We start from the raw sequence: 11410 nt of genomic DNA, 5'->3' as shown, positions 1-11410 counted from the left end.
CAGGGGGGCGATGCGCGCCGACGCCCCCTTCCCGCCCGACGACACCGCCTCCTCCAGCAGATGGACAAGCCGGCGCGCATCGCCCCCCTGTTCGGCCTGCAACCGGCCCTGCACAAGCCGCAGACCGTCGCGCGCATCGACCATCGCCTGCCCGGCCCGGTTCAGGCCGGTGACCCGTCCGGCGGTATCGAGCAGGACGACACCCAGCGGCAGCCGGTCGATGGCGCGGCCATTCCAGCGGGCCTCCTCCCGGCCGTCCCGGCCTGCCAGCAACCGGACGCGCAGCCGCATCGCCCGTTGGAGATGCGGGGCGCAGTCCTGAAGGAGCCGCACCGTCTCGTCGGGAAAGGGAGAGGCGTCGGAGGGCCGATGGAGGCTCAGCACCGGCTGCACCGACGAAAGCTCGCCGCCGTCGGACAGGGTGAGTGCGCACAGCCGGCCCATGCCGTGATCCCGCAGCAGCTCGTTGAAGAAGGCCGAGCGCCGCAGAACCGCATCCGGCACCAGCTCCTCGCCGCGGCGGACGACGCAGCGGTTCAGCAGGCCACGCGCCGCCGCGGCGTTCGCCCAGACATCGCGATGGCGGAAATGCGTGGTGTAGTCGGTCAGCTGCCTGTCCGTGATGTTGTGGCGGGCCCACAATGCCGCGGTCAGGCTGTCATGGCGGGGGGCGGCGGTGAACAGGAAGCCGTGCGTCGCATCGGTCAGGGCACAGAGCCGCTCCAGAACCCCTCCCCAGCGCTCCGGGAAGGTCACGGCGTCGTAGATGTCCTCGATCAACTGGTCAGCGCCGTCCACTGTAGGGAAATCCTCCGCTGTAGATCAATTTTTCGTAGGCGTCGTAACGTTCTCAAGAGCTATCGGTTGCATATGACCATCATCCGAACGCCTCGTCCATCATCTGGAGGATGCGGTCGCCGGAATTTTCCTCAAAAGTCACAGAAAGAATCCCTGCCGCAGACAGGAGCCTTCGAACCGGAGCACGCCCCCATGACCGCGTCCATGATCGATGACGGCCGAATGGATCATGCCGGCCCATCGCCGCAGCGGTGGACGACCGGAGGCCGGGTGCGCTGGGCCTTGGTCGCCGACCGCAATCCATTGCTGCGTGAAGGGCTGCGGCTTTACCTGGAGACGCTGGGCTGGGGGGTGGTGGCGGGCGGCACCATGGAGGAAGGACTGGCTCTGCTGGCGCGGTCTCCTGCCGCCTTGTCCAGCCCCATCGTTCCCGACCTGATCGTGTTGGGGGAGACCGGACCGGAATGCCGGGAAGCCGGAGAGTCATGGTCTTCAGTCTTCGACCGGCTGACCGCGATGCGCAGTGCTGCCCGCCCTGTCCTGCTGTCCATCGCCGCGGCCAATCACGACCTGATGGTCCGGGCGCGGAACCGCGGCTTCGAAGCCATCCACATCGACATGCCGCCGCTCAATCTGGAGGAATTGCTGTTCGGCTGCGTCCGTCGCATCGAACGGGGATGAGGCAATGGCATGGTATCATCATGTATTTTCATGAAGACATGTCATTCTATTTTGAGATCGTTTGATTTGGGGAAAGCGGCATCCGGGTTGACAACAGGACTGCCCAAGCGGCTTTTCAAGCCGACCGAACCGCAAGAGTCCCGCCGACATCATGCCCGACACATCCCCCCAAGCCCGGAATGCCGACCGCCGCAAGGCCGCCTTCTTCGACCGCGACGGCGTGCTGAACGAGGACATCGGCTTCGCCCACCGTCCCGACCAGATCACCTGGATGCCGGGAGCGAGGGAGGCGGTGAAGCGGCTGAACGACGCCGGCTTCCTGGTCTTCGTCGTCACCAACCAAGCCGGGGTCGCCCGCGGCCTGTACAGCGAAGAACATGTCCGCACCCTGCACCGCTGGATGCAGCAGGAACTGAACGCGGTCGGCGCCCATGTCGACGCCTTCTATCACTGCCCGCACCACCCCGATCATGGCGAGCCGCCCTACCGCACCGACTGCGCCTGCCGCAAGCCGGAACCGGGGATGCTGTTGCAGGCGATGGCCGAATGGCCGGTGGAGCCGAAAGGGAGCTTCCTGATCGGCGACCGCGACACCGACGTGCAGGCGGCACAGCGGGCGGGCATCGAAGGGACGCTCTACCGCGGCGGCGACCTCGACGCCGTCGTGGCCGGGATCCTGGCGAGGATGGCGTCAGAACGTAACGGCTAGATCAGCCAACCTTCGAACGACGGCGACAGCCACCGCCACAGCAGGACGCCCGCCGCCAGCCAGAGGGCGACCATGACCGCAGCGGCGGCGACGCTGACCGGCCGGGCGGACCGGCGCGCCGCGGCGACCCGGTGTTCGGCCAGAAGATCCGGCGGGATCAGGCGGACGACCAGCAGGATGCCGAGCGGCACGATCAGCAGGTCGTCCAGATAGCCCAGCACCGGGATGAAGTCGGGAATCAGGTCGATCGGGCTCAGCGCGTAGGCGGCGACCGCCATCGCCAGGACCCGGACGCCCCAGGGGGTGCGCGGGTCGCGCGCTGCCAGATAGACCGCCAGCACGTCGCGCTTGATCGCACGCGCCCATCTCTTTGCCGCCGAGAGCATGATCTGTCCGGCCTATCCCGCCCGCTGGACGGCGGAGGAAAGGGAAGGCGAGCCGGCGAGATGATATCCCAGCCCCGACAGCCCATTCAGACCGACGTAAAGCCCGACCGCCAGGATCAAGGCGCCGGAGACATAGGGGGCTTGGCGGGCGATGCGGCCGAAGGCGCCGGACCAGCGGCGCTCGGCATGGCGCATCCCCAGCGCCGCGACCACGCCGGCCGACATCAGGGTCAGCGCCAGCCCGATGCTGAAGCACAGCACCAGCACGCCGCCCAGGGCGACCTCCTTCAATTGCAGGCACAACAGCAGGACAGTGATGGCGGCGGGGCAGGGGATCAGGCCGCCGGTCAGGCCGAACAGGACGATCTGGCCGGTGGTGACCGGCCGCCCGTCGAAGCGGCGGCGGATTTCCTCGGCATGCGCCTGCGCGTGCGCATCCTCCGGCTCGTCGTCATGATGGTGGTGGTGATCATGGTGATGGCCGTCATGCTGGTGATGGTCATGACGGTGATGGGGATGCTGCTCCCGCCATGTCCGTGCCATCATCCACAGCGCCACCCCGACGATCAGCACCGCCGAGGCGACCTGGAAATAGGGCTCGGTCGTCGCGGCGTCCCACCCCTGGCCCAGCCGCAGCCCGGCGAGCGCCACCACCCAGACCACCAGCGTGTGCGAAACCGTCGCCGCCAGCCCCAGCAGGACCGCCTGCAACACCGTGCCGCGGATGGCGACGATGAAGGCGGCCATCATGGTCTTCGAATGGCCGGGCTCCAGCCCATGCAGGGCGCCCAGCAGGATGGCGCTGGGAACGAACAGCCAGGCATGCCCGGCTCCCTGCTGCAACAGGGCGGCGAAATCCGGCATTCCAGCCCCCCTAGAGGTATTTGGTGATCGCCTTGAACTCGGCGACGGAGCGGCGGGACTCCTCCGGTCCGGCATCAACCGCGGCGTCCAGGCAATGGTCGAGATGGTCGTGGATCAACAGCTTCTTGGCCTCGCGCACGGCGCTTTCCACCGCGTGGAGCTGCTGCGCGATGTCCAGACAGGGGCGTTCGGCCTCGATCATCTCGATGATGCCGCGCAGGTGACCGTCGGCGCGCTTCAGACGCTTGACGATGTCGGGATGGGAGTGATGCTTGCTCATGCCCTGATCCTATCCCCCTGGAGGGGATAGAGTCAAAGACAAGCTCTTCCCCGGCCGGGATGGCGCCTGGGCCGCCACCCCGGTCCGGCAAGGAAATCAGTGGCGGGCGAAGACCTGCGGGCCGCCGGCGGCGCCGAACAGCATGACCTGATAGGGCTGGCCGCTGGCCATATCCATGCCGGGGGCGTCCTGCGGCATGCCGGGGACCGCCAGCCCGCGGGCCTGCGGCCGTTCGGCCAGCAGCCGCGTCACATCCTCGGCCGGCACATGGCCTTCCAGCACATAGCCGCCGACCCGCGCCGTGTGGCAGGAGGCGAGATCGTCCGGCACGCCGGCCATCCGCTTCATCGGCGTCACGTCGTCGACGGTGTGGACGGTGACGTCGAAGCCGGCCGCGCGCATGTGCCGCACCCAGCCTTCGCAGCATTCGCAGCTCGCCGCCTTCCAGACCTCCACCGCCGCGTTGCCGGTTGGGACGGCGGCGCGGACCATGCCCGGCAGCCCCACGGACCCGAGGCCGAGCGCCAGGACGGCGAGCGCCGCCCCCCGCATCATCGTCCGCCGTGTCATGCTCATAGAACTTCTCCTAACAGAATCAATGCCTTGCCCAGCACGCTCACGGGCGGGCGGACAGAAGGCGCAGGGCGTTGGCGGTGACCAGCACGGTGGCGCCGGTGTCCGCCAGGATCGCGGGCCACAGCCCGGTAACACCAAGCACGGTGGTAAGCAGGAAGACCGCCTTCAAGCCCAGAGCCAGTGCGATGTTTTGACGTATGTTGGCCATGGTGCGGCGCGACAGCGCCACCAGCGCCGCCACGTCGCCGACCCGGCCGTGCAGGATGGCGGCATCGGCCGTCTCCAGCGCCACGTCGGTGCCGCCGCCCATCGCGATGCCGACATCGGCGGCGGCGAGCGCCGGGGCATCGTTGATGCCGTCGCCGACCTTCGCCACCCGCTGCCCCCGGGCCTGGAGATCGCGGACGATGCGCAGCTTGTCGTCCGGCAGCAGTTCGGCATGCGCCGCTATGCCCAGCATCCCGGCGACCGCCCCGGCGGTGCGGGCATTGTCGCCGGTCACCATCAGCGAGTGGATGCCGGCGCGCTCCAGCGCTGCGATCCCGCTGCGGGCATCGGGGCGCGGCTCGTCGCGCATGGCGATCAGTCCGGCTGGGATGCCGTCCACCAGCAGGACCGAGACCGTCTTGCCCGCCTCGGCGAAGGCGGCGGCCCGATCCGCCAGTGCCGCGCTCAGCGACGATGCTGCGGCCTGGGGCGACAGCAGGGCCAGCAGACGGCCGTCAACTTTGCCAGTCAGGCCGGCACCGGGAAGGGCGGTGACTTCACCGGCAGCCGGCGGGGCGATGCCGCGTTCGGCCGCCGCGGCCAAAATGGCGCGAGCCAGCGGATGGCTCGATCCGGCCTCCAGCGCCGCGGCATCGGCCAGCAACTCCGCCTCGCTGCCCAGCAAGGGGATCAGGTCGGTGACGCGGGGCTTGCCTTCCGTCAGGGTACCGGTCTTGTCGAAGGCGACGGTGGTGATGCGGCCCAACGCCTCCAGCACGGCGCCGCCCTTCAGCAGCAGCCCGCGCCGCGCGCCGTTCGACAGGCCGGCGGCAATGGCCGCCGGGGTGGAGATCACCAGTGCGCAGGGGCAGCCGATCAGCAGCACCGCCAGGGCGCGGTAGATCCACTCCGTCCAATCGCCGCCGGAAAGCAGCGGCGGCACCACGGCGACCAGGGCCGCCACCCCGACGATGCCCGGCGTGTAGAAGCGGGCGAAGCGGTCGATCAACCGCTCGGTCGGGGCCTTGCCCGCCTGCGCCTCCTCCACCAGCCGGACGATGCGGGCGATGGTGTTGTCGCGCGCCGCGGCGGTGACGCGGACGCGCAGCGCGCCGTCGGCGTTGATGGTGCCGGCGAAGACCTCGTCGCCTTCGGCCTTGGGCTTTGGCACGCTTTCGCCGGTGACGGGGGACTCGTCGACCGCGCTGCGGCCGGACAGCACGACGCCGTCGGCCGCCACCCGGTCGCCCGGTCGAACCAGGATGACGGAGCCCACGACCAGCCCGGCGGCGGGAACGGAGTACGGGGCGGCGCCGTCCTGTTCCAGCAACGCCGTGTCGGGGACCAGCGCGGTCAAGCCGCGGATGCCGGCGCGCGCCCGGCCGGCCGCTACCCCCTCCAGCAGTTCGCCGACCAGGAAGAGGACCAGAACCGTCGCCGCCTCCTCCACCGCGCCGATCAAAAGCGCGCCGATGGCGGCGACCGTCATCAGCATCTCGATGGAAAAGGGGGTTCCGGCCCGTGCCGCCGCCAGGGCGCGGCGGGCGACCGGAACCAGCCCGACCAGCAGCGCCAGCGGGAAGGCCCAGGGCTCCGCCGCCGGCACCAGCAGTCCCAGCGCCGTCGCGGCGGCCAGGGCCGCACCGGCCGCCAGGGTCAGCAAAGCCTTGCGGCCCCGCCACCAGGGCGTTTCGGACGCATCGTCGTGGCCGTGGGAGTGCCCATGGGAATGATCATGGGAGTGGGCGTGGGAATGCGGCTGGGCCTCGGCCCCGCAGCAGCCTCCGCCGCAGCTTGACGGTCCGGCCTCCACCACCAGATCGGCAGGGGTGGCACCGTAACCGAGGGCCGTCAGCGGACGGACCACCGCATCGGCGCCCAGCATGTTCTTATGCGAGACGGTCACCGTCCCGGCGGGCACCGACACCCGCACCTCTTGGATCCCCGGCACCCGGCGCAGCGCCGTCTCGATCTTGGCGGCGCAGGAGCCGCAATCCATGCCGGAAACCCTGTAGCGGCTGGTGCGCAGGGCGGTGCCGGCCGGAACCCCGGGCTGAGGGTCGGAAATGGGTCCGTGCATGGGAGAGGCTCCTCGATCATGGCCGGTTGCCAGCAGCTTCCCCGGAGCCTAAATTCTCTAGCGACTGGAGGATCAAGAGGGAAATGCCAGCTATTTGGAAATAAGTCTGGAATCCCCCTTAAGCCACCAGCCCACCATGGTTAGGTCCTAGGTATGCAGACCATCAGCGTGCCGTACACGACCGACGAGGATTCCCGCGCCGCCATCACCCGGCTGCGGCGCATCCAGTCGGCCGCCGTCCGAACCGCCTACGCCAATGCCGTCGGACCTGATGGCAAACGCCTCAAGCAGAAGGACCTGCGAGACCTAGTCAAAGCCCACTTCGCCGGTCACGAGGCCGACGCCTGGCTGCTGCACACCGCAACACTCGAAGGCATAGCCTGCCGAGAGCGCGTCCCCGACGGCTCCATGGTCTTCGGCGGAAAATGTCTCGCACGCCGCCGCGCCAAAGGTCTCATCCCGGCCCAGCGCTGGAAAAACGCCCGCCTACGACCGCTCAACTCCGCTGGTGATAAGACCCGGCTGGGCAACCGCCACTTCCGCCTGGCTGAGGACGCCGAAACCTGCGCGCTCACCGTCTACGGCGCACGCTACACCCTCGTCCTGGCCGACATGCGCGGCAAGCACCACGCGATCCTCCAGCAGATCGCTCGAGACGCGGCACTTGGCCTGATTAACGTCCAGTTCTCCCTGGGCGACCACCGCCTCAACATCACCATCGACGAAACCAAGCTCACGGCGCATCCCGATCGACGGTCTCCACAGACCTTCGCGAAGAACCGCGTGCTGGCGGTCGACATGAACCCGAACTGGGTCGGCGTCTCCGTCGTCGACATGGGCGATGATGGTGGTGTCACCGTCAAGGATTGGCGCTTGTTCGACCTAACCGGCCTGAACACCGGCACCCGCCAGGACCGCTCCCAGAAGGCCGCCGCCGACCAGGCGAACAAGATCACCACGGAAGTGGCCGAGATCGCTGAGAGCATCGCCAACTTGGCGCGCTCCTGGAACGCCGGCCTCATCGGGCTGGAGAACCTGCGCGGTATGCCGCGCGGCGACCTGGGACGGGGCGCGAATCACAATCGGCTGGTGTTGAACCTGTGGACGCGCCAGCACTTGACGGCCTGCCTGAAGCGCCACGCCCGGCAACGGGGCGTCGAGGTACTGGAGGTCAACGCTGCCTACAGCAGCACGATCGGCAATCTGCTGCACGAGTTTCCCGACGCGGTTGCCGCGTCGATTGAGATTGGCCGCCGCACCCTCGAGGTGCGTCGCGGCCGCCAAGACCGGTTCTACCCGGTGTACAGTGGAGACGCGTTGGCACAGCGATGGAAGCATGTGCCGGGCGTTGTCGAAGCCGGAGATTGGGTGGGCCTGCACGGGGCATTGAAACGGGCGAATGTTCGGGTTCGCCGACCTCATCCTGTGGCGCCGTCAGCGGCGTTTGAGGTGCGGGCGCACATGAGCCGAACGTCACGGGTTTCCCAGTGGCGGGTGGCGTGCGCTAACAGTCCGGCATGAAGTGTCATTCCACACTTTTTTCCGGATACCCGAAATGCCGACCATGTCCGACCTGCCCAACAGCTCGCCGACCCCCCTGACCATCGGGGCGCTCGCCAAGCAGACCGGCGTGAAGATCCCGACCATCCGCTACTACGAGAGCATCGGCCTGCTGCCGGAAGCGCCGCGCACCGGCAGCAACCGCCGCACGTACGACAGCGGGTCGGTCCGCCGTCTGCGCTTCATCCGCCATGCCCGCGAGCTGGGGTTCGAGGTGGAGGCAATTCGCCAGCTGCTGGCCATGGCCGACGATCCGGGCCAGCCCTGCCGGGAAGCCGACCTGCTGGCCCGCACCCATCTGGCCGGGATCGAGTCCCGGATCGCCCGGCTGGAAGCCCTGCGCGACGAGGTGCGGCGGATGGTGGAGGGTTGCGCCCAGGATCAGGTGCGCAGCTGCCACGTGATCGAGGTGCTGGCCGATCACGCCCACTGCCTGCATGACCGGCATTGAAGTTTGCCGGCACTGAAACCCTGGCTGCGCTGAAAACCCCGGCCGGGACGAAGCGCCGCAGCGGGCGGATGCGCTCTATGACCTGCAACCGGTTGCCCGGCGGGCCACGGTGTTTATAGTCGCATTCATACAGTGTCGAAACCTTCCGTCACTCCGGCGGGCGCCCAAGGAGGGCCTGCAGGAGGACGGATCGCCATGGCGACGGTAAAGGGAAGAGGCTCGGACATGAATGGGGGAGCGGCGGCAAAGGCGGACCGGAAGCGGGCGTCATGCTGCGGCTTCTGAAGGAAAACCGCCCGCTCCAGCGCATCGGGGCGCTCGGTGTTGGCCTGCTGACGGTGCTGTGCGGCGGCACCGCGATGGTCCTGGACCGGCTGCATGGCGAGACGGTGACCGAGGCGATGCTGGGCCTGCGCACGCTCAACGCCTCGCTGGCCGAGCAGACGGCCCGCACCATCGAAGGGATCGACCTGACCGTCAGCGGGATCGCCGGGCAGATCCCGCTTGAGAACCGGCGCAGCCCCGAAGCCTTCAGCCAGCTGCGGACGGACCGGCAGGTCTACGAAATCCTGAAGGCCAAGGCATCGAGCCTGCCGCAGATGGAGGCGCTGAGCCTGATCGCCGCCGACGGCACCCTGATCAATTCCACCCGCCAGTTCCCGGCCCCGGTGCTCGACCTGTCCAAGCGCGACTATTATCAGGCGCTCAAGGACGCCGATCCGGGACGCGCCTATCTCAGCCGGCCGATGCAGAGCCTCATCACCCGGGAATGGACGCTCTACATCGCGCGGCGCGTGAACGACCCGGACGGCGGGCTGGCCGGGCTGGTCGTCGGGGTCATCCGCCTGTCTTATTTCGAGCAGTTCTACCGCAGCCTCCATGTGACGCCGGGCAGCGCCTTCAGCCTGTGGTGGCGCGACGGCATGCTGCTGGCGCGCTTCCCGCCGACGCCGGACAGGCTCGGGACCGTCGCCACCGACCCGATCATCGACAGTCAGCTCTCCCAGTCCGGCATCGCCGCGACCACCCTGAAAAGTTCGATCGACGGCGAGGACCGCATCCTGTCGGTCCAGCAGCTGCGCAACTACCCGCTGGTCGTCGCGGTCAGCCGGACGCGCGGGGAGATTCTGGCGCGCTGGGAGAGTCAGGCGGTCGTCATCGCCGCCGCCGGGCTGGTCAGCGCGGTGGCGCTCGCTCTGATGCTGTGGGCGATGGCCCGCCAGTTCCTGGCCTACGAGACCGCCAACCGCGCGCTCGGCGAGCGGCGGCAGGCGGTGGAGGCCCGCGACGAGGCGGAGGAGCATGTCCGCCAATTGCAGAAGATTGAGGCGTTGGGCCAGCTGACCGGCGGCGTCGCCCACGACTTCAACAATTTGCTTCAGGCGGTGCGCTCCAGCCTGCACATGCTGGAGGCGGGCGGCGAGCTGCGCGGGGCGGAGAGCCGCCGGGCCCTGGAGGTCGCGAGCCAGGCGGTCGACCGCGGCGCCACCCTGACCCAGCATCTGCTGGCCTTCGCCCGCCGCCAGCGGCTGGCCCCGGCGCCGGTCGATCTCGGCGCCCAGGTGGCAGGGATGGCGACGCTGCTGGAACGCACGCTGGGCGGCGCCATCCGAATCCGCATCGACCGCGACGCCGATGTGCCGCCGGCACTGGTCGATCCCCATCAGTTCGACATCGCCCTGCTGAACCTTGCCATCAACGCCCGCGACGCCATGCCGGACGGCGGCACCCTGACCATTACCGTCACCAGCCTGCCGGTTGGGATGGCGTGCAAGGAGGCTTCCCCCGCCCTGGCGCCCGGCGGCTATGCCGCCGTGACCGTGCGCGACAGCGGGGCGGGCATGCCGCCCGATGTTCTGGCGCGGGCCTGCGAACCCTTCTTCACCACCAAGCCGGTCGGGCAGGGCAGCGGGCTGGGGCTGAGCATGGTGCATGGCCTGACCGCCCAGTCCGGCGGCGGCATCCGGCTGGAAAGCCATCCCGGCCTGGGCACCGCGGTGACGCTGTACCTGCCCCACGCTCCGGCGGAAAGCCTGCCAGAAATCAGGTCGGAAAGCAGGGCGGGCGCGCCCGGCGGCCCGGCGGCCTCCACCGGAACCGACCCCCTGCCTGTGCCGTCCGCCGCCCTGCGCATCCTGCTGGTCGAGGATGACGCCCTGGTCCGCATGGCGAATGCGGCGGTGCTGGACGAGGCCGGCCTCATGGTCTCGGAGGCCGCCAGCGGCGAGGAGGCCCTGGCCCTGCTGGAGGCGGACGAGGGCATCGGCGTGCTGGTCACCGACTTCGCCATGCCCGGCATGACCGGCGCCGACCTGACCCGCCTCGTCCGCCGCCGCTGCCCCGGCCTGCCGGTCCTGATCGTCACCGGCTATGCCGAGAAGGCGGTGCTGCAGGATCTGGGGCGCGAGCCCGGCATCCGCATCCTGTCCAAGCCCATCCCGCCATCGGCCCTGATCGGGCACATCATGACGGCCCTGCGGGACCCCCGGGCCGCCATGGGTGCTGACATCGGGCGCTGAGGTCGCACACCGGCGTCAGGTGTCCTTCAGGCAAGCCCCCACATGGGTGAAGCGGAAGCGCGCATCGATCGGCACATCGGGAAAGGGCAGCCCATGGCCGTCATGGGCGCTGTCATGCACGAGGCAGCAGCCCTCGATCAGCGGCCAGACGACCCGACCAAGGAAGCGCTGGTCCCCCAAGCGTCCGTCTTCGGCGCGGGCGGCAACCTCCACCAGAGGGGCCATCGGCGGCAGAATGCCCGCCCGCGCCGAAGACGGACGCTTGGGGGACCAGCGCTTCCTTGGTCGGGTCGTCTGGC

Annotated in this window: 11 protein-coding genes and 1 pseudogene; 5 read left to right on the top strand and 7 right to left on the bottom strand. The window is 69.1% G+C overall.

Annotation, left to right across the window (positions count from 1 at the left end; genetic code table 11):
• A partial coding sequence (locus GBZ48_RS34895; protein WP_174475216.1) for a hypothetical protein occupies positions 1 to 798 on the bottom strand: 798 nt, incomplete at its 3' end.
• 192 nt (positions 799 to 990) lie between these two features.
• Between GBZ48_RS34895 and GBZ48_RS34890 the strand changes: the two genes are divergently transcribed.
• On the top strand, positions 991 to 1479 hold the full coding sequence (locus tag GBZ48_RS34890) for a response regulator (RefSeq protein ID WP_174475215.1): 489 nt from the start codon (positions 991 to 993) through the stop codon (positions 1477 to 1479).
• A gap of 151 nt (positions 1480 to 1630) precedes the next feature.
• Positions 1631 to 2188 carry a D-glycero-alpha-D-manno-heptose-1,7-bisphosphate 7-phosphatase gene (locus GBZ48_RS34885; RefSeq protein WP_174475214.1) on the top strand — a complete coding sequence of 186 codons (558 nt, stop codon included), beginning with the start codon at positions 1631 to 1633 and terminating at the stop codon, positions 2186 to 2188.
• A 59-nt stretch (positions 2189 to 2247) separates the two neighbouring features.
• Here the strand turns inward: GBZ48_RS34885 and GBZ48_RS34880 are convergent.
• The 5 genes and pseudogenes from GBZ48_RS34880 to GBZ48_RS34860 form a co-directional block, all read right to left on the bottom strand.
• Positions 2248 to 2562 (bottom strand): annotated as a pseudogene (locus GBZ48_RS34880) (YkvA family protein); the annotation flags it as partial.
• A 24-nt stretch (positions 2563 to 2586) separates the two neighbouring features.
• Positions 2587 to 3438, bottom strand: a complete 852-nt coding sequence (locus GBZ48_RS34875; RefSeq protein ID WP_174475212.1) for a nickel/cobalt efflux transporter — start codon at positions 3436 to 3438, stop codon at positions 2587 to 2589.
• A 10-nt stretch (positions 3439 to 3448) separates the two neighbouring features.
• On the bottom strand, positions 3449 to 3718 hold the full coding sequence (locus GBZ48_RS34870; RefSeq protein ID WP_098734717.1) for a metal-sensing transcriptional repressor: 270 nt from the start codon (positions 3716 to 3718) through the stop codon (positions 3449 to 3451).
• A 96-nt stretch (positions 3719 to 3814) separates the two neighbouring features.
• Positions 3815 to 4294: a DUF411 domain-containing protein gene (locus tag GBZ48_RS34865; protein ID WP_174475211.1), complete on the bottom strand. Its 480-nt coding sequence runs from the start codon at positions 4292 to 4294 to the stop codon at positions 3815 to 3817.
• A 40-nt stretch (positions 4295 to 4334) separates the two neighbouring features.
• Positions 4335 to 6581: a heavy metal translocating P-type ATPase gene (locus tag GBZ48_RS34860; protein WP_174475210.1), complete on the bottom strand. Its 2247-nt coding sequence runs from the start codon at positions 6579 to 6581 to the stop codon at positions 4335 to 4337.
• Positions 6582 to 6734: 153 nt separating this feature from the next.
• Here GBZ48_RS34860 and GBZ48_RS34855 point away from each other — a divergent pair, with 153 nt between their 5' ends.
• The 3 genes from GBZ48_RS34855 to GBZ48_RS34845 all read left to right on the top strand — a co-directional run bounded on the left by GBZ48_RS34855 (position 6735) and on the right by GBZ48_RS34845 (position 11111).
• Positions 6735 to 8102 (top strand): hypothetical protein, encoded by a 1368-nt coding sequence (locus tag GBZ48_RS34855; protein ID WP_174475209.1) that lies wholly within the window; start codon positions 6735 to 6737, stop codon positions 8100 to 8102.
• Positions 8103 to 8136: 34 nt separating this feature from the next.
• Entirely contained in the window at positions 8137 to 8592 is a 456-nt protein-coding gene (locus tag GBZ48_RS34850; protein WP_246307677.1) for a MerR family transcriptional regulator, read from the top strand.
• 269 nt (positions 8593 to 8861) lie between these two features.
• Positions 8862 to 11111 (top strand): hybrid sensor histidine kinase/response regulator, encoded by a 2250-nt coding sequence (locus tag GBZ48_RS34845; RefSeq protein ID WP_174475208.1) that lies wholly within the window; start codon positions 8862 to 8864, stop codon positions 11109 to 11111.
• 15 nt (positions 11112 to 11126) lie between these two features.
• On the opposite strand, the gene GBZ48_RS34840 is transcribed toward GBZ48_RS34845, so the two are convergent.
• On the bottom strand, positions 11127 to 11410 hold a 284-nt coding region (locus tag GBZ48_RS34840; protein ID WP_211106004.1), incomplete at its 5' end, for a hypothetical protein.

This window comes from Azospirillum melinis, assembly GCF_013340935.1.
Classification (GTDB): domain Bacteria; phylum Pseudomonadota; class Alphaproteobacteria; order Azospirillales; family Azospirillaceae; genus Azospirillum; species Azospirillum melinis.
Note: the sequence above shows the minus strand (reverse complement) of the source record. Positions and strands in the feature narration are given on the sequence as shown.

Excerpts from the sequence above, each read along its gene's own strand:
- GBZ48_RS34890 (WP_174475215.1), top strand. The coding sequence starts at position 991 with ATGACCGCGTCCATGATCGATGACGGCCGAATGGATCATGCCGGCCCA.
- GBZ48_RS34870 (WP_098734717.1), bottom strand. The coding sequence starts at position 3,718 with ATGAGCAAGCATCACTCCCATCCCGACATCGTCAAGCGTCTGAAGCGC.
- GBZ48_RS34885 (WP_174475214.1), top strand. The coding sequence starts at position 1,631 with ATGCCCGACACATCCCCCCAAGCCCGGAATGCCGACCGCCGCAAGGCC.
- GBZ48_RS34850 (WP_246307677.1), top strand. The coding sequence starts at position 8,137 with ATGCCGACCATGTCCGACCTGCCCAACAGCTCGCCGACCCCCCTGACC.
- GBZ48_RS34860 (WP_174475210.1), bottom strand. The coding sequence starts at position 6,581 with ATGCACGGACCCATTTCCGACCCTCAGCCCGGGGTTCCGGCCGGCACC.
- GBZ48_RS34845 (WP_174475208.1), top strand. The coding sequence starts at position 8,862 with ATGCTGCGGCTTCTGAAGGAAAACCGCCCGCTCCAGCGCATCGGGGCG.
- GBZ48_RS34875 (WP_174475212.1), bottom strand. The coding sequence starts at position 3,438 with ATGCCGGATTTCGCCGCCCTGTTGCAGCAGGGAGCCGGGCATGCCTGG.
- GBZ48_RS34865 (WP_174475211.1), bottom strand. The coding sequence starts at position 4,294 with ATGAGCATGACACGGCGGACGATGATGCGGGGGGCGGCGCTCGCCGTC.
- GBZ48_RS34855 (WP_174475209.1), top strand. The coding sequence starts at position 6,735 with ATGCAGACCATCAGCGTGCCGTACACGACCGACGAGGATTCCCGCGCC.